The organism is Leucobacter weissii, assembly GCF_017565745.1.
Classification (GTDB): Bacteria; Actinomycetota; Actinomycetes; order Actinomycetales; family Microbacteriaceae; genus Leucobacter; species Leucobacter weissii.
This window is the reverse complement of the sequence record NZ_JAGDYM010000003.1, coordinates 1-20,514: the sequence shown is the minus strand read 5'-3', so window position 1 is coordinate 20,514 and position 20,514 is coordinate 1. Positions and strand designations below refer to the sequence as shown.

The following is a 20,514-nucleotide window of genomic DNA, read 5'->3' as shown; positions in this document are numbered from 1 at the left end:
GTCCGCGCGTCGACGGGGAGGGGTCCGGGCGCGCTCTGCTCAGGACTCGGCGACGCGCGCCTGCAGTGCGCGGTTCTTCTCCTCGACGAGCTCCTCGAGGCCCGCGGCGTAGGCCGCGAGCGCCTCGGCCAGCGCCGGGTCCTGCGCGCCGAGGATCCGCGCGGCCAGGAGCCCCGCGTTCTTGGCGCCCCCGATGCTCACGGTGGCGACGGGGATGCCGCCGGGCATCTGGACGATCGAGAGCAGCGAGTCGAGTCCGTCGAGCCTGGCGAGGGGCACCGGCACGCCGATCACGGGGAGCGTGGTCATCGACGCGACCATGCCCGGCAGGTGGGCCGCCCCGCCGGCCCCCGCGATGATGACCCCGAGCCCTCGGCCGGCCGCCTCGCGCGCGTACGCGACCATCTTGTCCGGGGTGCGGTGCGCGCTGACCACCTCGACCTCGTGCGGGATGCCGAACTCGCGCAGCACCTGCACCGCGTCGCTCATCACCGCGAAGTCGCTGTCGCTGCCCATGATCACGCCGACGCGCGCGGCGCGCGCTCCCTGCTCGCTCATGCCTCGATCCTACCCCGCACCCCTCCCCGCCTTCCCCCGCGCTCGCCTCCGCCCCGCGCCGCTCCCCAGCCTCCCGCTCGCCTGCGCCCCGCGCGCTCCCCGCCTCCCGCGCCCCGCCCCGCGCCCCGCCGCTCCTCAGCCTCCCGAGCCCCGCCCTCGCGCTCTCCTCCACCCCGCGCTGCTCCCCAGCCTCCCGCGCCACCATTGGACGCGAAGTGCCCTTTCAGCGGCCGCGAAGGGGCACTTCGCGTCCACTCGATGGGTGACGGGAGACAGGGAAGAGGGAGAAGGAGGGAAGGGAAGGGAAGGGAAGGGAAGGAAGGAAGGAAGGAAGGAAGGCGGGGGACGCGCGGCGGCGGGGCATCCGCCGAACGAGAAAGGGACTGGAGGATCAGTCGAAGAGCGCGGCGGCGGCGCGCGCCTCGGCGAGCACCGCGGCGGGATCCTCACCCGTCACCGTGACGTGCCCGACCTTGCGGCCCGGGCGCGGCAGCTTGTCATAGCTGTGCACCTTGGCCCGGGGATGGGCGGCCAGCGCCTCCGCGTAGCGCACCGGCATGGGGCCCTCCGTCGGGCCGCCCAGCACGTTGATCATCACGGCCGCGGGCGCGGTCATCGCCGTGTCGCCCAGCGGCAGGTCGGCGACGGCGCGCAGATGCTGCTCGAACTGGCTCGTCACGGAACCCTCGATCGAGAAGTGGCCGGAGTTGTGGGGTCGCATCGCGAGCTCGTTCACCAGCACGCGGCCGTCCCGCGTCTCGAACATCTCCACGGCGAGCACGCCGGTCGCTCCGACGCCCTCGGCGATCGCCCGGGCGATGCGCTCCGCCTCGTCGGCGGTCGCCGGATCGTCGAAGGGGGCCGGAGCGATCACCTCGGCGCAGACGCCGTCGCGCTGCACGGTCTCGACGAGGGGCCAGGCGCGGGTCTCGCCGGAGGGGCGGCGCGCGACGAGCTGCGCGAGCTCCCGGGTGAAGTCGACCAGCTCCTCGACGAGCAGGTGCCCGCCGCGCCCGTCCTCGGCGAGCGCCGTGAACCAGTCGCGCACCTCGTCGGCGCGCGAGACCACCCGCACCCCCTTGCCGTCGTAGCCGCCGCGCGCCGTCTTGACGACCGCGCGGCCGCCGTGCGCCTCCACGAACTCCTGCAGCTCGCGCTCGTCGGCGACCGCAGCCCAGGCGGGCACCGGCACGCCGAGCGCGTCGAGCCGCTGCCGCATCAGGATCTTGTCCTGCGCGTACTGCAGCGCGTCGGGGCGCGGGTGCACGGCGACGCCGCGCGCCTCGAGTTCGCGCAGGATCGGCTGCGGCACGTGCTCGTGGTCGAAGGTGACGACGTCGACGGTCTCGGCGAAGGCGTACACGGTCTCGGGGTCGCGGTAGTCGCCGACCGCGTCGGCCGCGCGCTCCGCGCTCATCCCCGCGCTCTCGGCGAGCACGCCGATGCGCAATCCGAGGTGGATCGCCGGCGGCACCATCATGCGGGCGAGCTGCCCGCCGCCGATGACGCCCACTCGGATGATGCCGTTCTCGCCTGCAGCCATGCCCTCCATTCTGTCGTACCTCGCTGCGCGGCGCGGGGATCCCCGCCCCGCGCCCGCGACTCGGGCCGGAGATTCGCGCTCCGACGGCGGGATCCAACGGCCGAGGCCTGTCCGGGCGGAGAGGTCTGCCGGGAGCTGCGGCGCGACCCTACGCATAGTTGACGAGAATCAACCATATGGGTATAGTTGACGACGATCAACTTTCGCGCGGGCGGAGACCGCTGCCGCGTCCGGCCGACGCACCGGCCGAGACCGCTCCGCGCGCCCGTGCTCGACCCCGACTCGACGAAGGATCCCCTCCCGCAGATGCCACGCACCGCACCCGACCGCACCACCGCACCCGACCCGACCAAGCCGTCCCGCACGACGCCGACGCCGGGCGCGACCGCCGCCGCACCCGCGGCCAGGGGCGGCTCCTCCCAGCCCACCGGCGAGCTGCTGCAGGGCCGCGCCAAGACCCTCGCGCTCACGGGCATCTTCATGAGCATGTTCGTGTCGATGCTGGCGATGAGCGTGGTCGGCACCTCGATGCCGATCATCATGGCCGATCTCGGCGGCACGCAATCCGCGTTCACCTGGGTGGTGATCGCGACCTCCCTCTCCTCGGCGATCTCGACACCCATCTGGGGCAAGCTCGCCGACCTCACCAGCAAGAAGATGCTGCTGCAGACCGCGCTCGTCGTCTTCACCGTCGGGTCGATGCTGGCCGGCACCGCGCAGGATCCCAGCTGGCTGATCGCGTTCCGCATCATCCAGGGGATCGGCGTCGGCGGGCTCGGGGCGCTCGGCCAGATCGTGCTGGCCGAGGTGGTGAGCCCGCTCGAGCGCGGCAAGTACATGGGCATGATGGGCGCGATCATGGCGGTCGCGACCGTGGGCGGCCCGCTCATCGGCGGGCTCTTCACCGACACCCTGGGGTGGCGCTGGAACTTCTACGTCGCCGTCCCGGTCGCGGTGGCCGCCATCGTCATGCTGCAGCTCACCCTGCGGCTGCCCACGCTGAAGCGCCGGATCCGGGTGGACTACGCGGGCGCGGTCCTGATCTCCGCCGGCTTCTCGAGCCTGCTGATATGGGTGACGATGGCCGGCTCGTCCTTCGACTGGTGGTCGTGGCAGACGGCGCTCATGGTCGGCGCCGGCGTCGTGCTCCTCGGGGCCGCGATCCTCGTGGAGCTGCGGGTCGAGGAGCCCCTGCTCCCCCTGACCCTGTTCGCGAACCGCACCTTCACGCTCTCGGTGCTCGCGAGCCTCGCCGTCGGCGTCGCGATGTTCGCGACCATGGTCTACCTCGGCCAGTACATGCAGCTCGCTCGCGGCCGCTCGGTCATCGAGGCGAGCCTGCTCACCCTGCCCATGGTGGCGGGCACCCTCGTCTCCTCGACGGTGGTCGGCCAGCTCATCACCCGCACCGGCAGGTGGAAGGGCTACATGGTGGCCGGATCCTTCGCGCTGCTCGCGGGCCTGCTCATGCTGGGACAGCTGCGCTACGACACCGCCTACTGGTACGTGGGGGCTGCCATGCTGATCCTCGGCTGCGGCATCGGCATGACCATGCAGAACCTCGTCCTGGTCGTGCAGAACACGGTGGCGCCCACGCAGATGGGCGCCGCGAGTTCGGCGGTCACCTTCTTCCGCACCCTCGCGGGCAGCGCCGGCATGTCGGTGATGGGGACCCTGCTGGCGCACAAGGTCGAGGACTTCATCGGGGAGGGGCTCGCGGAGCTCGCGCGCACCGATCCCGCCGCCGCGGCCGGCGCCGACCGTCTCGCCGGCGGCGCCATCCCGAAGCTCTCCGAGCTGCCCGAGGCGCTGAGGATCGTGGTCGAAGCGGCGTACGGGCACGCCATCGGAGACGTCTTCTTCGTGGTCGCTCCGCTCGGGATCCTCGCGATCATCGCGATCGCACTGCTGCCGAACACCCCCCTCGGCACGAAGAACAACGCTCAGCGCCTCGCGGATCTGCAGGCGGGCGGATCGGGCCCGGCGCAGCCGGGAGCCGCGGTGTCATGAGCCCGCCGCGCACGAGGGAAGGGCTCCCAGGATGACGCACGACCCGAACGAGGCGACGGGGATCCCCGGGATCATCGGCGAGTTCTCGCAGGCGTTCGCCTTCGCACGGGTTCGCTGGGCCCGCTACGCGGAGGAGATCCACGCCGATCTCAGCGGCGTGGACATGATGACGCTGCAGGTGATCCAGCGCAAAGGGCCGCTCACGGCTACGCAGCTGCGGCAGCTCCAGCACACCGACAAGGCGGTGGTGAGCCGGCAGCTGAGCAAGCTGCGACGGCTCGGCCTCGTGGTCGCCGAGCCCTCGGCCGAGGATCGCCGCGCCGCGCTGCTGACGACCACTCCCGAGGCCCGTGAGCGGCTTCACGAGCTCCACCGCCGGATCGCCGAGGACTACCGCAGGCGCTTCGCGGAGTGGAGCGAGGAGGATCTCGGTCTGCTGCGCGAACTGCTGCGGCGCTTCAACGCCTCGGGGTGAGCCGTCAGTTCGAGCAGGCCAGCAGCAGTGCCTCCTCGCTCAGATCCTCGCGCAGGATCTCGGCGTCGACCTCCCCGTCCACCATGACGATCACCCGGTGGCAGATCTCGACGAGCTGCTCGTGATCGCCCGACACCACGACCACGGCGGCCCCGTTCCTGGCCCGCTCCACGACGCGCTCGAGCAGTTCGTGCCCGGCCGCCGGGTCGACGCCCTGCGTCGGCTCGTGCACGATGAACACGCGCGGGTCGAGCTGGTCCCACTTCGCGAAGACGACCTTCTGCTGGTTGCCGCCGCTGAAGGAGGCCATGGTCCGCTCCGGATCGGCCGGGTGCAGGCGCACCTCCCGCAGCCGCTCGCGCGCGTACTCGGCCTCCGCGCGGCCCCGCAGCCGCCCCGCGCGGAAGAAGCGCGGGAGCAGCGGAAGGGTCAGATTCTCCCGGGCGGTGCCCTCCGCCCAGCAGCCGTCGCGCAGGCGGTCGGCCGGAAGGCGGCCCACACCGGCCCGGATCGCGTCGGCGGGATGCCGGAAGCGCCGCTCCGCCCCGTCGATCTCGAGCGACCCGGAGACGGGGGCGATCTCCCCGGCGAGCAGCGCGGGGATGGTCTCGTGCCCCATGCCCAGCAATCCCGTGATCCCCACGATCTCACCCTCGCGCACCTCGAGCGAGAGCCGGGACACTGCCCCGCCGCCGAGCTCCCTGGCGCGCAGCACCACGCCGCTTCCCGCGAGCTCGGGCGGATCGGGGAAGAAGTTCGCCACCCTCGCGCCGAGCATGTGCTGCACGACGAGACCGTGATCGAGCTCGTCGATCGGGCCGGTGTGGGCGACGCGCCCGCCGCGGAGGATCGTCGCCCGGTCGCAGGCGGCGAACACCTCCTTGAGCCGGTGTCCGATGAAGACGACCCCGGCCCCGGTCGCGGCGATCCTGCGCATGAGCGCGAGCACGACCTCGGCCTCCGCGCGCCCGAGCGTCGCCGTCGGCTCGTCGAGGATGAAGACGCGCCCGCCGTGCTCCGCCTCGAGCACGTGCAGCGCGCGCACCACCGCGAGCATCGCGATGTCGGCGGCGCTCAGCTCGGCCACCTTGGCGTGCAGCGGGACGTGAAGCCCCAACTGCCGGAAGAGCTCCTCGTATCCCGCCGCCTCCGCCGCCACGCGCACCGGCCCGAGCAGCCGCGCTCCGTAGCTGGTGCTGGCGCCGAGATTCTCCAGCACGGTCATCCCGGGCACGAAACCCGCGTCCTGATGCACCACCGCGATCCCGTGTGCGCCGGGGTCGCGCACGGGCAGATCCAGTTCGCGCCCGAAGGTCGACACCGTCCCCGCCGCCGGGGTGTGCACGCCGGTCAGGCACTTCACGAGCGTGCTCTTGCCCGATCCGTTGAGGCCGAGCAGCGCGTGGACCTCGCCGGGCCGCACGCGCAGCGAGACCTCGTCGAGCACGGTCACGCCGTCGAAGCGCATCGTCAGGCGCGAGACGTCGAGAGCGGCCTCGGGAGCGGTCATGACGCCCGCCTCCTCCGACGGTCGGCGATCTTCGCCGCCGTGACCGCGACCATCAGCGCGACGCCGTAGAAGACGTTGGTGACCCAGGTCGGGGCGCCGAGCACCTGCAGGCCGGTGATGCCGACGATCAGGAGGTACACCGCGATCAGCGTGCCGAACGCGTTGAAGCGCCCGAGGACCATCGCCGTCGTGCCGAGGAAGGCCGCTGCCAGCGGCTGCAGCATGAACTGCGCTCCGACGCCGGGGTCGACCGAGCCGAACCAGCCGAGGAACACCTGGCCGACCAGCGCGGCCAGCACGCCCGAGGCCAGATAGGCCCCCACGCGGATGCGCTCGACCCGGATCCCCGCGAGTCGGGCCGCCGCCGGATTGCCGCCGATGAAGAGCAGATATCGCCCGAGCGGCGTCTTCTCGTAGACGTACCAGAGCACGACGGCGAGCCCCCAGGCGAACCAGGCCGCCGCGGGGATGCCGAGGATGGGCGCGCGCACCACCCCGACGAGCTCGGCGGGGGCGCCGGAGATGATGCTGGACCCGGTGACGAAGTAGCAGAACCCCGCCAGCGCGGAGTAGGAGCCGAGCGTCGTGACGAAGGAGTCGACCCCCACCCTGACCACCAGGAAGGCGTTCAGCGCGCCGACGGCGAGCCCGAGCAGCAGCGCGACGAGCATGCTCGCGAACAGCGGAAGACCGGCTTTCGAGAGCACGATCGTGACGGCCGCGCTCGCCACCATGGTCTGGGCGATCGAGAGGTCGAAGCCGCCGCTGCGCAGCACGACCGTGGCGACGAGCGCCAGGAGCAGGATGATCGACTGCGAGTTCAGCATCCCGGCGATGAGCCCCCAGGAGCGGAACTGCGGGATCGCGGCCAGGCAGAGGAGGAAGAGCCCCAGCAGGATCAGGACGAGCACCCAGTTCGCCGGGTTCCATCTCCTCCTGCCGCTCGGCGGCGGAGCCTCGGCGGCCTGCGCCGCAGCGGTCGGTGCGTGCGTCTGTTCGGTCGACATGTCGGGACCCCTCCTCGTGCCCGGATCGGCGGCGCGCGCCGCTCAGCCCTGCCAGGCGTCGATGAACGCGGACTGGAAGTCGACGTACTCCGGCGAGACCGAGGCGAGGCTCCCGTCGCCCACGTTCTCCCGGGTGACCAGCCTGGTGGGGATCACGTAGCCCGGGGAGGGCTCGCCGAGGATGGCCCGCGCGACCTCGTCGAACGCCGCCCAGCCGATCCATCCGGAGGGCGCCATCGCGAGCGTGCCCTGCTGATCGGTGCCCTCGGAGATGAGCTGGAGGCTCTCCGTGATGCCGTCGTGGGCGAACACCGTGATCGGACGCCCGGCGGTGGCCACCACGGGCGAGACGAGGGGGATCGCGCTGTCCCACACGGGGACCACGTAGTCGATGTCGGGATTGGTCTGCAGCTTGGTCTGCAGCTGGTTGCCGAGATCATTGGCGATGTTCGCCGGGTCGAGGTCGATGACCTCGACCCCGCACGCCTCGGCGCAGAACTCCTCGGTGGCCGCCTCGAAGCCCTTCGTGGCGAGATCCCAGACGTGGACGGGGCTCGACTGGATCACCACCGAGTTCGCGGTGCAGCCGGAGTCGGCGAGCACCCACTTGGCCATCAGCTCGCCGTCCGCGGTGTAGTCGGCCGTGAGGTTGCCGAAGGTCCCGGCCTCCACCGGCTCATCCGGGTCGCCGTTGAGGGTGCTCAGCACTCGGATGCCCGCCGCCTCCGCCGCCTTGAGGTCCTCGGCGACCACCGACGGCTGGATCGCCATGAGGATGATGCCGTCGGCACCCTGGGCGATCGCCTGGTTGATGCCCTCGCTGTAGCGGCTGGTCGAGTTCTGACCGTCGAACACGGTCACGTCGACGCCGGCCGCCTCGCCCGCCTCCTCGACCCCGGCGGCCATCTCCGTCGAGAACTGATTGTGGCTGTTGGTGAGGTGCCAGATGCTCGAGCCCGCGAGGGAGTCCAGATCGAGCGGGGACTCGGGCGCGACGAGCGCGCTCGGCTGCAACCCCTCGTCGACGGCCGGCTGCACCTGGGCGAGGCAGTCCTGGTCGCCCCCGGCGGCGGTGCCGCCCGGCTCCTCATCGGCCTCCCCCGACGTGCATCCGCTGAACGTCAGCGCGATGGCCGCGGCCCCGGCCATCGCTGCGACGACACCCTTGGGTGCGTTTCGAATCTGCATGCGCTCTCTCCTTGCCTCGTTGCATCGGGTGCGCGGCACGCTGGGCCGCGCTGAACCCGAGTGAAGCGGAGAATGCGGAGGATCGGAATGCCGCCGGCGAAGAATCAACCGAAGGAATGAGGCGGATCTCATCCCTTTGGCAAGCCGATGGGACGATGCGCGCCGACCGCCGGGGAGCAAGCATGGTTCCAGGTCCGAACGGAGCGGTTCAGCAGCTTCGGGCGGGCTGCTTCAACGGTCGGAGCGAAGCCGTCCGATCGCAGACGACACCGAGACGAGGATCGCATATGGCATATCGAGTATCCGTGGACACCGGCGGCACCTTCACCGACGTCGTCGTCGCCGATGACGAGGGCGCCCTGCACATCGGCAAGGCGCTCACCACCTACCGGCGGGCCTTCGAGGGCATCGAGCAGGCGCTGCAGCAGATCTCGGCCGAGCTGGGCCTGACGGTGCGGGATCTGCTCGCCGCCTCCTCCCATTTCGCCTACGGCACGACCCGGTCGACCAACGCGATCGTCGAGAACAAGACCGCCCGGACGGCGTTCTTCACGACCGAGGGCTTCCCCGACATCCTGCTGCTCCGCGAGGGCGGCCGGCTCGGCGGGGCGTTCTCGCCGCGCGAGTATACTCCGCCCTACGTGCCCCGCTATCTGAGCTACGAGATCGGCGGACGCATCGACAGCGACGGCGACGTGCACCGCCCGCTCGACGAGCAGAGCGTCATCGCCGCGATCGAGGGCGCTCGGGCGCAGGGCGCGGAGGCCGTCGCCGTCACCCTGCTCTGGTCGACGGTCAACCCCGAGCATGAACTGCGGGTCGGGGAGCTGCTCGAGGAGCGCTTCCCCGAGGCCAGCTACACGCTGAGCCACCAGCTCAACCCGATCGTGCGCGAGTACCGCCGGGCCTCGTCCACCGCCATCGACGCCTCGCTGAAGCCCCTCATGCAGCAGTTCCTCGGCGAGCTCGCCGAGGATCTCGACGCGGCCGGCTTCGCGGGCCGCCTCCTGCTCTCGACCAGTTTCGGCGGGTCCTGGCCGCTCACCCGGATGGTGGACCGCCCGATCTACAGCGTCGGCTCCGGACCGTCCATGGCTCCGATCGCCGCGTTGGAGGCGGGCCGGTCGACCCTCGGCGAGAGCGCCCCCGACCTCATCGTCTGCGACACCGGAGGCACCACCTTCGACGTCGGCCTGGTCAGCTCGGGAAACATCCACTACAGCGTCGACACCTGGCTCGGGGAGAAGTGGACCGGGCACATCACCGGCACCAAGTCCGTCGACGTCCGCTCGATCGGCGCGGGCGGCGGATCCATCATCAGCGTCGACGAGGGGGGCCTCGTGCGGGTCGGCCCCGAGAGCGCCGGGGCGGACCCGGGCCCGGCCTGCTACGGGCGGGGCGGGGGACTGCCGACCGTGACCGACGCCGCGCTCGTCCTCGGCTACTTCGATCCGGAGGGGTTCATCGGGGGCAAGCTCGCCCTCGACGTCGAAGCCGCGCGCACCGCGATCGAGCCGGTGGCGCGCCGCCTGGGTCTCGGCGTCGAGCAGGCGGCCAAGGGCGCCCTCGTCATCGCGACCCAGAACATCGTCTCGGCGATCCGGGAGATGACGATCTCGCAGGGGCTCGACCCGCGCGGCCTGACCATCGTCGCCGGGGGCGGTGCGAGCGGCGTGAACATCGTCCAGATCGCCCGCGAGCTCGGCGTCGGGCGCGTCGTGCTCCCGCGCACGGCGGGCGCGCTCTCCGCGGCGGGGGCGTTGAACGCCGATGTCATCAGCGACTTCGCGGCGAGCTGCTTCACGCCGGCCGCGGCGTTCGACTTCGCGGGGGTGCGCAGCGCGATCGAGGATCTCGATGCGCAGGGCGCCGAGTTCCTCGACGAGATCGCCGGCCTCGAGCCCAACGCGGTGCGGCGGCGCTACTCCGTCGATGCGAGGTACCCCGGCCAGGTGTGGGAGCTCGAGGTGGAGGTGCCGCCGGGGGGCCTGGCGGACGAGGCGGCGCTGCGCGAGCTCGAAGCGGCCTTCCACGCCGAGCACCTGCGCGTCTTCCAGGTGAACGATCCGAGCCAGCGGCCGGAGTTCCTCGTCTGGAAGGAGCGCGTCACCGCCGAGCTCGACCGCCCGAGGGTCGCACTCCGCGAGGCCGGCGGAGCGGCGCCCGCGCCGGTGCGGGTGCGAGAGGTGGGGTTCGCGATGGGCAACCGCGCGGACACGCCCATCTACCGCGGCGAGCACCTCGCCGCGGGTGCGCGCATCGAGGGGCCGGGGATCGTGCTCGAGCCGACCACCACGCTGGTGCTCGACCCCGGGGCCGAACTCGTCGTCGCCGACAGCGGCGACTACATCATCAACGTTGGAGTGAACGAGACCGTGAGCGAGCTCGCGGACACGAAGGAGGCTGCGCGATGAGCACCGACCCGATTCTCATGGCCGTCATCTCGAATCGCCTGGACAGCATCGTCCGGGAGATGGAGAACACCCTGCTGCGCACCGGCCGCAGCGGCGTGCTCAACATGGCCCGCGACTTCTCGTGCGCCATCACCACCGGCGAGAACGAGCTGCTCTCCTCGGCCGAGGGCCTGCCCTGCCACATCTTCGGCGCCCACCTGATGACCGATGCGATGACCTCGCTGCATCCGGATCTCGCCGACGGCGACGCCTTCCTCCACAACGACCCCTACCGGGGCAACTCCCACGCGGCGGACCACACCATCCTGGTGCCCGTGTTCTTCGAGGGCGAGCACATGTTCACCGCGCTGGCCAAGGCGCATCAGGCCGACATCGGCAACTCCGAGCCGACGACCTACATGCCGTTCGCGAAGGACGTGTACCAGGAGGGAGCGCTCATCTTCCCCTGCGTGCGCATCCAGAGGGATCGCGAGGACGTGGCGGACATCATCCGCATGTGCCGCTCGCGCATCCGGGTGCCGGATCAGTGGTACGGCGACTACCTCGCGATGGTCGGGGCGGCCCGCGTCGCCGAGGCCAGGCTCAAGGAGCTCTGCGACCGCTACGGACGAGCGGTCGTGAAGGAGTTCATCGCCGACTGGCTCGACTACTCCGAGCAGCGCATGATCCAGGCCATCTCCGAGCTGCCGAGCGGCTCGGCCCTCGGCTTCGGCCGCCACGACCCGGTCGAGGGGATCCTCCCCGACGGCATCGAGATCACGGTGAAGATCGAGGTCGACTCCGCGGCGGGCCGGATCGGCGTCGACCTGACGGAGAACATCGACTGCATCCCCGCGGGGGTCAACGAGTCGGAGGCCTGCACGGTCAGCAACGTCATGGCGGGGGTGTTCAACTCGCTGCGACCGGGCGTGCCGGCCAACTCCGGCGCGTTCCGGCGGCTCGATCTCACCCTTCGCGAGAACTGCATCGTGGGCACGCCGAGGTTCCCCCACTCCACCTCCGTGGCGACGACCAACGTGGGCGACCGGCTCACGGTGACCACGCAGAAGGCCATGGCCGACGCCTGGGCCGGGTTCGGCGCGGCGGAGGGGGCGACGGGTCTCGGACCCGGGTTCTCGGTCGTCTCCGGCGTCGACCGGCGCTTCGACGGCGAGCCCTACGTCAACCAGGTGTTCCTCGGATCCCAGGGCGGACCGGCCCACGCCGAGATCGACGGCTGGGTCACCTACGGACTCGCGGTGGCCGCCGGGCTCATGTTCCGGGACAGCATCGAGCTGGCCGAGCTGAAGTACCCGTTCCGCGTCGGCGAGCTGCGCATCCGCCGGGATTCGGAGGGTGCGGGGCGCCGACGCGGCGCCCCCGGCGCGACCGTGCGGTTCGGCCCGAAATGGGATCCGATGGAGGCGGCCTACGTCACCGACTGCGTCGTGTTCCCGCCGCGCGGCACCCAGAACGGGCTCGATGCCGCCGGCAGCCGGGCCTTCATGCGCGACGCCGCGGGCGCCGAGCAGGCGATCGCGCCGCTCGGCTCGCTCACGCTGCAGCCGGGCGAGGAGATCGGCCAGCACTCGACGGGCGGCGGAGGGTACGGCGCCCCGTTCGAGCGCGAGCCGGAGCGGGTCCGCGCCGACGTGCTCGCCGGCTTCGTCTCGTTCGACCGGGCGCGCGAGGTCTACGGCGTCGCCTTCGAGGAGGAGGAGCTCCACGTCGGACTGCGCGTGGACGAGGCGGAGACGGCGCAGCTGCGGGCGGGCGGTCCGCGGCGCTGAGAACCGCCGGTGGCTCCCCGGGCACGGCCCCGGGGAGCTACCCTATTGGGGATGACACAGGTGTTCACTGGAGCGGAGCAGGGGCTCGCCCTGGAGGTGCTCAACCTCGCCACCACGCCGATCGCCGTCTTCGAGCTGCGGGACGACGATGAGAACCGCCTGCGCTTCGTCGCCGGCAATCGGCGGTTCGCCGAGATCTTCGACGACAGCAGGCTTCGCAGCGGCCGCTCCATCCCTCGTCTTCTCGACAGCATCACCCGGGTCGTGGCGCGGATGTCGGCCTCCGATGAGCCGGCGTCGGTCGTGGTGCCGGACGAGGCGGGCACCGGCTACCTGCGCATCGTGCTGCAGATGCCGGAGCGCGACGAATCATCGGGACCGAGGCGGATCGTGGCCGAGTTCCAGCGACTCGACGAGAACGAGTCGGACTGGCAGGATCTGCGCTCCCAGGTGCGGCAGCTGCAGGACCTGGCGGACAACTCGACCGCGCTCATGTACGTGAAGAACCCCCGCGGGGAGTACACCATCGTCAACCGCTACTTCGCGTCCCTCTTCGGCCGCCCGGCGTCGGAGATCCTCGGCAAGACCGACCACGACCTCTTCGACGCCACGAGTGCCGACGTGTACCAGGAGCACGATCGCACGGTTCTCGAGAGCGAGACCGCCCGGGAGGTCGAGGAGCCCTTCTCGCAGATGGGGGGCGAGACCGATCCGGACGCGGATCGCCGCTGGCTGTCCATCAAGTTCCCCCTGCTGGACGACTCCGGAGTCCCCTACGCCCTCGGCGCGATCTCCACCGACATCACCGCTCGGAAGCGGGCGGAGTCGGCTGCCACCCAGGCCATGCACGAGGCGGAACGGGCGAACCGCTCGAAGAGCGCCTTCCTCTCGCGCATGAGCCACGAGCTCCGGACCCCGTTGAACGCCGTGCTCGGCTTCGCGCAGCTGCTCGGCGAGTCCGAGCTCGCGCCCGAGCACCGGCAGAACGTCTCGTACATCCTCGAAGCGGGGCAGCATCTGCTGACCCTCGTCAACGACGTGCTCGACATCTCGTGGCTCGAGAGCGGCGCCCCCGGCATCACGACCGAATACCTCCCGGCGAGCATCCCCATCCATCAGGCGCTGGAGATCATCCGGCCGCTCGCCAAGCAGCACGACATCGAGATCGCGAGCGATCTCCACGGAGCGATCGACATCAGCCTGAAGGCCGACCCGAAGCGTCTCAAGCAGGTGTTCTTCAACCTGCTCGGCAACGCCATCAAGTTCAATCGGCCGCACGGCGCGATCCGGGTCAGCACGAAGCAGATGGACGGCACCCTGCGCTACCTCATCACCGACACGGGCAACGGGATCCGCCCCGAGGAGATCGACTCCCTGTTCGCCCCGTTCGAGCGGCTCAGCAACGCCGTGGGCATCGAGGGCTCCGGCCTCGGACTGGCGCTCAGCCGGGCCCTCGTGGAGGAGATGGGCGGCCGGATCGGCGTGCTGCACACCGCCCCGGGGGAGGGAACGAGCTTCTTCGTCGACCTTCCGATCGCCGACGCCGACGCCGCCCAGGTGATGCCGATCGCGGAGTCGGACTACGAGCCCGGCGACGAGCGGCTCCTCGAGACCGCCCGCGTCGTGCAGATCGAGGACACCCCCGCGAACCTGCTGCTGCTCCAGGAAGTGCTCACCCGGATGGGGGTCCGCGATCTGCACAACGCCGCCTCGGGATCCGAGGGACTCGACCTGATCCGCCGGGTCAGGCCCCACGCCGTGTTCCTGGATCTCAACCTCCGCGACATGTCGGGCGCCGAGGTGATCGCGGAGCTCGCCAAGGACGGCGAGCTGCGCGGCATTCCGATCATCATCCTCTCGGCGGACGCCACGCCGGCGCGCATGGCCGATCTGCGCTCGCGGGGCGCCTTCGCCTATCTCACCAAGCCCTTCGACATGCGTCTGCTGAAGTCGACGCTCGTGAACGCGGTGCAGGTGCGATCATGAGCGCCTACCGCATCGTGATCGCCGACGATCATCCCGTCTACCGCGAGGGCCTCGCGCGCAACTGGTCGGAGACCGAGGAGTTCAGCGTGATCGGGCAGAGCGGCGACGGCCGCCACGCGCTCGCCATGATCCTGCGGGAGCAGCCCGACGTCGCCGTGCTCGACCTGCGACTCCCCGGTATGGACGGACTCGCCGTGCTCGAGCAGCTGCGCGACCGCGAATGCCCGACGCGGGTGCTCATACTCACCGCCTACGTCGACAGCGCGACGGTGTTCCGGGCGTTCTCGCTCGGGGCGCGCGGCTTCATGGAGAAGGTCGCCTCCTCCCAGGAGATCGCCGACACCATCACCGCGATCGCCGAGGGACGCACGGTCATGACGACGGTCACGCAGGACATCATCGCAGACGAGCTGCGCCTGCGGGAGACCAAGGACGCCCGTCCGCCGCTCACGAGCCGGGAGATCGAGATCCTGCGCCTCGCCGCCGAGGGGAACTCGTCGCAGCAGATCGCGCTGTCGCTCTTCATCTCGGTCGCCACCGTGAAGACGCACCTCCAGCACATCTACGAGAAGCTCGAGGTGAGCGACCGAGCCGCCGCCGTGGCGCAGGCGCTCCGCAACGGGGTGCTCTCCTGACCGCCGGCCGGGTCGCCCTCGGCGCCCGTGCGGTCGGCGGGGCGCGCCGCGTCGCGCCCTACAGCCCCGAGTAGGCGTGCAGGCCCTTGAAGAAGACGTTGACGATCGCGAAGTTGAAGATGACCGCGGCGTAGGCGACGATCGACAGCCACGCCGAGCGCGTGCCGCGCCAGCCGCGCGTGGCGCGCGCGTGGATGAAGCCGGCGTAGAGCACCCAGATCACGAGCGTCCACACCTCCTTGGTGTCCCAGCCCCAGTAGCGGCTCCAGGCCGCCTCTGCCCAGATCGAGCCCGCGATGAGCGTGAAGCTCCAGAACACGAAGCCGATGATCGCCATGCGGTAGGCGAAATCCTCGAGCCGGTTCGAATCCGGCAGTCCGCCCAGGAAGCTCATCGTCCCGGGTCCGCTCCCGGCGAAGTTCTCGCGCCTCGTCTGCAGCAGCTGCAGCACCGAGAGCCCGAAGGAGAGGGTGAGGAATCCGACGGCGAGCACCGCGACGAGGATGTGGATGACCAGCCAGTACGAGTCGAGCGCCGGCATGAGCGGCACGATGCTGACGTAGAAGTTGATCTTCGTGAGGCCGAGGAAGAGCACCGCCAGACCGGTGACGAGCGCGCCGAGGAAGCGGAGGTCGACGAAGAACTGCACCAGCAGGAAGATGCCGACGATCGAGAGGGTCGCGGTGAGCGCGAACTCGTACATGTTGGCGAACGGCACCCGCTCGGCCGCGATACCGCGGAGGATCGTGGCCGCGAGGTGGAAGAGGAAGCCGAGCACCGTGAGGGAGAATCCGATGCGCAGCGCCCGGCTGCGGGGGGCCGTCCGCACGGTGCCGGAGCCGGCGGAGCCGACGGCCGGGCGGACGAGCGTGGTCGTCCCGCCGCCGGCCGCACCGGTCGCGGTCGAGGCCGCGGGCTTCCGCGCCCCGCCGTTCGCGAGTGCCGCCGAGGAATCGCCGCTGCGATTCGCCAGATCGACCGCGTAGAACACGAACGCCAGCGAATAGACGACCATCGCCGAATACAGCGCGAGCACGGAGTACTCTTCCAGTGTTTCCAGCATGGCCACTCAGCTTAATCCGGTTTCGTCGCAAATTGCTGGGAGACGCGGAGACGACCGCGCCGGGCTCAGCGCCCGGGCACGACCAGGGCGAAGGGGTAGCGCTCGGAGCGCGCGAACCGCGATCCGTCGCCCGGCCGCCCGTCGTCGGGATCGCCGCTCAGGAACCGGTCTCCGGTCTCGTAGTCCGGATCCGCGGAGATCACGACCCGGCCTCCCGCGTTCACGAGCGTCGCCTCGCCCAGCGCAGCCAGCCCGGGCAGCAGGAGGTCCTCCAGCGAGGCCACCAGCACGTCCGCGCAGACGACCCCCGCGAAGCGGTCCCCGAGCATCACCGGCAGCGAGGACGTCACCGTGATCTCATTCGAGCACAGGTAGTCGACGAACGGCCCGGCGACGTGGCGTTCGTGCGTCTCGGCCGGCACGCGGTACCACTCGAGCCGGTTCAGGTCGATGGCGGCCTGGCCGGGGCCGAAGGTGGACGAGGCCAGCAGGCTGCGATCCGGCCCCTGCCACCAGGCGAGCGGATTCCCCTCCGCGACGACCTCGTCGTCCGCGCAGTAGCCGGCGCCGTAGAGCGCGCGGTCCCCGGTCTCCAGCACGGCGTGCACGTCGGAGGCGATGAGCGCCACCAGCTGCGTGCCGGTCAGCGGACCGCTCGCGAGCCGTTCCGAGAGCTGCTCGCGGAGGCGCGGCAGCCAGGCCTCGAGCGGCGCGAACACGCCGTCGAAGAACTCGTCGACGCGGGCGAGCAGCTCATCGCGCGATCGGACGCTCGTCTCCTGGATCACGCGACCTCCCCCGTGATGCTCGTCTCGACAGCCGTGTCCCGGTATCTTTCAAGTGTCGCACGAAGATCGCCGCCCGCGGGCTGCGCCTTCAGCGCCGAGCGGAGATCGCCGAGCCACCGCACCGAACCGCGGATGCTCCTCCGCACCACCGCGCGCGCCGCCTCGACGTCGCCGGCTCGCGTCGCCTCTATCTGTTCGAGCAGGGCGTCGTGGCTGAAGTGGCGCTGCGCGATGTCGATGTCCTGCAGCGCGAGCAGCGGCGTGAACTCCGTCTGGATGCGCACGTGCTCCGAGGTGAGGCGAACGGACTGGCTCAGCGACGCGAGCTCGAGCTGCATGTCGGTGATGCGCCTGCGCCACGGCCCCGCGGGCAGCTCCCTGGCCTCCACCAGCACCCGGTGCACCACCTCCAGCTCATCCGCCGTCGCGCGCAGGCAGGCGTACTCGGCGCACGCTCCCGCGATCACCTCGTAGAGCACTCCGAGATCGGCCAGCGCCACGCGCGGGGTCTCCATGAGCCTCCGCGCGTTCACCTCTTCGACGACCCCGGGGCTCGAGCTGACGAAGCTGCCGCCCCCGCGGCCCCGTCGCGTCTCGATCAGCCCGCGGTGCCGGAGCGATCCGAGCGCCTCGCGAACCGTCACGACCGCGACGCCGAGCAGCTGGGAGAGCTCGTTCTCGCTGGGCAGGCGCTCCCCTTCGATGAAGGCGCCCGTGGAGATGGCCTGGAGGAGCCGCGCCTCGACGAGCTCCGCGCGGCCCTCGTCCCCGATCGGCGCGAACGCGGCCGTGCGGAGGCGGCTCGACGCGGAGCCCTGGGGAAGCGCGATCACGTCCGACACCGAGCGGCTCCCTTCCGTCGTCTTCCTCCGAGTCTGTCACGTCGACCCGGCGGGCGGCTGAGACGATCCGGAGCGTCCCGCCCGCGAGGGTCACGCGACGTAATCGAATCGTGATGCGGATTTCGCCGCCCAGAAACAAAACATCTAACACCCTATGTTAATGTTTCAGGAATTCCGACACCGCCGTTGAGGAGAAGAACGTCACCATGGCCCAGCACAGCCCCATGACCGACACGTCGACCGCCGCAGTCTCGCTGCGCGGGATCGGCAAGCAGTTCGGCGACCTCACCGCGGTGAAGGATCTCGACATCGACATCCAGCCGGGCGAGTTCTTCTCGATGCTCGGCCCGTCCGGCTCGGGCAAGACCACCGTGCTGCGCATGATCGCAGGGTTCGAGGAGCCGACCTCCGGTCAGATCCTGCTGCACGGCGCCGACGTCACCCGCGCGGCTCCGTTCGACCGCGAGGTGAACACCGTCTTCCAGGACTACGCGCTCTTCCCGCACCTCTCGATCTCGGAGAACGTGGCCTACGGCCTCACCGTGCGCGGCATCGACCGCGCGCAGAAGCGGCGCCTCGTGGACGCGGCGCTCGAGCAGGTGAGACTCGGCCACGTCGCCGGTCGGCGGCCGTCCCAGCTCTCGGGCGGCCAGCGGCAGCGCATCGCCCTCGCCCGCGCGCTGATCCTCCGCCCCAAGGTGCTGCTGCTCGACGAGCCCCTCGGCGCCCTCGACAAGCAGCTGCGCGAGCAGATGCAGATCGAGCTGAAGCAGATCCAGCGCGAGGTCGGCATCACCTTCATCTTCGTCACCCATGACCAGGAGGAGGCGCTGACCCTCTCGGACCGGGTCGCGGTCTTCAACGGCGGCAAGATCGAGCAGGTGGGCAGCCCCCGCGAGGTCTACGAGTTCCCGCAGACCGCGTTCGTCGCCGGATTCCTCGGCGTCACCAACCTGATCTCCCCCGAGGCCTCGCAGCAGCTGCTCGACGACGGGCGCCTCCACAGCCTGCGCCCGGAGCGCGTGCACCTCGCCGAGCTCGCCGCGGGGGTCGAGCCGGGGACCGTCGCCGTCGCCGGCACCGTCGCCGAGACCGTCTACGCGGGAGCCCACACCCGCTACCTGGTCGACACGGAGATGGGCCTCCGCATCATCTCCGAGAAGCAGAACACGCACACCCCCCGCACCGAGCCCAGCGTGCGGCGCGGCGACCGGGTCAGCCTCCGCTTCCAGCGCGACCACGCGACCGCCGTGCCCGACGAGGCCAAGGTGCCCGTCGGCTGAACGCCCACCCCGCGCGCGGCCGGCGCACCCCGAACCCGACTCAACACCCATCACACAAAGGAGTAGCAGATGATGAAGAAGATGGCGGCGCCTGCCGCGATGGCGGCGGCCCTCGCCCTCGCCCTGACCGGTTGCGCGAGCGACGGCGGCGGCGAAGAGGGCGGAACCGGCGCACTGCAGATCGACGTGCCCGAGATCCCGATGATCGAGGAGCTCGGCGAGAACGAGAGCGAGGTCAACATCGTGGCCTGGTCCGGCTTCGTCGAGCCGGCCTGGTCCGACGAGTTCACGGCGCAGACCGGCTGCACCGTCAACCGCAAGATCGCCGGCACGAGCGACGAGATGGTGCAGCTCATGCGCACCGGCAACTACGATCTCGTCTCGGCCTCCGGCGACGCGAGCCTGCGGCTGATCGTGGGCGGCGACGTGCAGCCGCTCAACCAGGAGCTGATCCCGAACTTCGGCGACGACATCGTCGAGGGCATGCAGGGGCAGATCTACGACACCCTCAACGGCGTGCCCTACGGCGTGCCGATCGGCCGCGGCGCCAACATCCTCCAGTACAACGAGGACGAGGTGACCGAGGCGCCGACCAGCTGGGACGTGGTGTGGGAGGAGGATTCGCCCTACGCGGGCAAGATCATCGCCTACGACGCGCCGATCTACATCGCGGACGCCGCGGTCTACCTGATGGCGCACCAGCCGGATCTCGGGATCACCAACCCCTACGCGCTCGACGAGACGCAGCTCGCCGCCGCGGTCGATCTGCTGAAGCAGCAGAACGCCATCATCGGCGACTACTGGGCCGATCCGGTGAAGCAGATCACCGCGTTCAACCAGGGCGACGTCGTGGTCGGCACCTCCTGGGAGGTGCTGCGCAAGCTCTCCGAGAACCCGAGCCTGCAGGGCCTCCTGCCCTCCGAGGGGTCGACGGGCTGGTCCGACGCGTGGATGCTCTCCTCCAAGTCGAAGAACCCCAACTGCGCCTACGCGTGGATGGACTACACGTCGGCCGCCGAGGTGAACGGTCAGATCGCGATGAACTTCGGCATGGCCCCCGCCAATGCGGCGTTCTGCGACACCAGCGACGAGGCGGCGGAGCACTGCGAGCTCTTCAACGCGGAGGACGAGGAGTACTTCTCGAAGGTCTGGTTCTGGACCACGCCCATCGAGCAGTGCATCGACGGACGCACCGACGTCACCTGCACCAACTTCCAGCAGTGGACGGATGCCTGGCAGACCGTGAAGGGCTGACCCGAAAATCCTCGGACTTTCGGGTCCGATAGGCACTGCTCATGGTCAGAGGCCGCCAGGCCGATGACCCGGCAGGATCCGCTCGCCGTCCCGCGGCAGCGGATCCGGGCCCCCCCCGGGGGGGGGGGGGGGGGCGGCCCCCCCCCCCCCCCCCCCCACCCCCCGCGCAAACAGCAAGAAAGGTGACCC

16 protein-coding genes are annotated in these 20,514 nt (G+C 70.7%); 8 read left to right on the top strand and 8 right to left on the bottom strand.

The features are described 5' to 3' along the window. Positions 1-39: 39 nt before the first annotated feature. On the bottom strand, positions 40-558 hold the full coding sequence (gene purE / locus J4H92_RS01175) for a 5-(carboxyamino)imidazole ribonucleotide mutase (RefSeq protein WP_208095203.1): 519 nt from the start codon (positions 556-558) through the stop codon (positions 40-42). Positions 559-949: 391 nt separating this feature from the next. Further along, a complete protein-coding gene (locus J4H92_RS01170; RefSeq protein WP_208095202.1) occupies positions 950-2,101 on the bottom strand; it encodes a 5-(carboxyamino)imidazole ribonucleotide synthase in 1,152 nt (383 codons plus the stop codon). 306 nt (positions 2,102-2,407) lie between these two features. Here J4H92_RS01170 and J4H92_RS01165 point away from each other — a divergent pair, with 306 nt between their 5' ends. Then, positions 2,408-4,111, top strand: coding sequence for a DHA2 family efflux MFS transporter permease subunit (locus tag J4H92_RS01165; protein WP_208095201.1), 1,704 nt, complete (start codon positions 2,408-2,410; stop codon positions 4,109-4,111). A 31-nt stretch (positions 4,112-4,142) separates the two neighbouring features. Next, complete coding sequence (locus J4H92_RS01160; RefSeq protein ID WP_208095200.1) at positions 4,143-4,586, top strand: MarR family winged helix-turn-helix transcriptional regulator; 444 nt, start codon at positions 4,143-4,145, stop codon at positions 4,584-4,586. 4 nt (positions 4,587-4,590) lie between these two features. On the opposite strand, the gene J4H92_RS01155 is transcribed toward J4H92_RS01160, so the two are convergent. Genes J4H92_RS01155 through J4H92_RS01145 form a run of 3 tightly spaced genes read right to left on the bottom strand, consistent with a single transcriptional unit; the run spans position 4,591 to position 8,291 of the window. Further along, positions 4,591-6,096: a sugar ABC transporter ATP-binding protein gene (locus J4H92_RS01155; RefSeq protein WP_208095199.1), complete on the bottom strand. Its 1,506-nt coding sequence runs from the start codon at positions 6,094-6,096 to the stop codon at positions 4,591-4,593. Beyond that, positions 6,093-7,103 carry an ABC transporter permease gene (locus J4H92_RS01150; RefSeq protein WP_208095198.1) on the bottom strand — a complete coding sequence of 337 codons (1,011 nt, stop codon included), beginning with the start codon at positions 7,101-7,103 and terminating at the stop codon, positions 6,093-6,095. The genes J4H92_RS01155 and J4H92_RS01150 overlap by 4 nt, the downstream gene beginning before the upstream one ends. A gap of 42 nt (positions 7,104-7,145) precedes the next feature. Continuing rightward, positions 7,146-8,291 (bottom strand): sugar ABC transporter substrate-binding protein, encoded by a 1,146-nt coding sequence (locus tag J4H92_RS01145; RefSeq protein WP_208095197.1) that lies wholly within the window; start codon positions 8,289-8,291, stop codon positions 7,146-7,148. A 287-nt stretch (positions 8,292-8,578) separates the two neighbouring features. On the opposite strand from J4H92_RS01145, the gene J4H92_RS01140 reads away from it, so the two are divergent. Genes J4H92_RS01140 through J4H92_RS01125 form a run of 4 tightly spaced genes read left to right on the top strand, consistent with a single transcriptional unit; the run spans position 8,579 to position 15,095 of the window. Beyond that, entirely contained in the window at positions 8,579-10,705 is a 2,127-nt protein-coding gene (locus J4H92_RS01140; RefSeq protein ID WP_208095196.1) for a hydantoinase/oxoprolinase family protein, read from the top strand. Beyond that, entirely contained in the window at positions 10,702-12,474 is a 1,773-nt protein-coding gene (locus tag J4H92_RS01135) for a hydantoinase B/oxoprolinase family protein (protein ID WP_208095195.1), read from the top strand. Before J4H92_RS01140 ends, J4H92_RS01135 begins: the two co-directional genes overlap by 4 nt. Before the next feature lie 51 nt (positions 12,475-12,525). After that, positions 12,526-14,460: a hybrid sensor histidine kinase/response regulator gene (locus J4H92_RS01130; RefSeq protein ID WP_208095194.1), complete on the top strand. Its 1,935-nt coding sequence runs from the start codon at positions 12,526-12,528 to the stop codon at positions 14,458-14,460. Beyond that, on the top strand, positions 14,457-15,095 hold the full coding sequence (locus J4H92_RS01125) for a response regulator (protein WP_208095193.1): 639 nt from the start codon (positions 14,457-14,459) through the stop codon (positions 15,093-15,095). Before J4H92_RS01130 ends, J4H92_RS01125 begins: the two co-directional genes overlap by 4 nt. A gap of 58 nt (positions 15,096-15,153) precedes the next feature. Here the strand turns inward: J4H92_RS01125 and ccsB are convergent, their stop codons facing one another. The 3 genes from ccsB to J4H92_RS15660 form a co-directional block, all read right to left on the bottom strand. Then, a complete protein-coding gene (gene ccsB / locus J4H92_RS01120; RefSeq protein ID WP_208095192.1) occupies positions 15,154-16,158 on the bottom strand; it encodes a c-type cytochrome biogenesis protein CcsB in 1,005 nt (334 codons plus the stop codon). 65 nt (positions 16,159-16,223) lie between these two features. Further along, complete coding sequence (locus J4H92_RS01115) at positions 16,224-16,946, bottom strand: cache domain-containing protein (protein WP_341782957.1); 723 nt, start codon at positions 16,944-16,946, stop codon at positions 16,224-16,226. After that, positions 16,943-17,788: a FadR/GntR family transcriptional regulator gene (locus tag J4H92_RS15660; RefSeq protein ID WP_341782956.1), complete on the bottom strand. Its 846-nt coding sequence runs from the start codon at positions 17,786-17,788 to the stop codon at positions 16,943-16,945. The genes J4H92_RS01115 and J4H92_RS15660 overlap by 4 nt, the downstream gene beginning before the upstream one ends. Before the next feature lie 206 nt (positions 17,789-17,994). Here J4H92_RS15660 and J4H92_RS01105 point away from each other — a divergent pair, with 206 nt between their 5' ends. Beyond that, entirely contained in the window at positions 17,995-19,071 is a 1,077-nt protein-coding gene (locus tag J4H92_RS01105) for an ABC transporter ATP-binding protein (protein ID WP_208095191.1), read from the top strand. A gap of 69 nt (positions 19,072-19,140) precedes the next feature. Continuing rightward, on the top strand, positions 19,141-20,325 hold the full coding sequence (locus J4H92_RS01100) for an extracellular solute-binding protein (protein ID WP_208095190.1): 1,185 nt from the start codon (positions 19,141-19,143) through the stop codon (positions 20,323-20,325). The last annotated feature ends 189 nt before the right edge of the window (positions 20,326-20,514 follow it).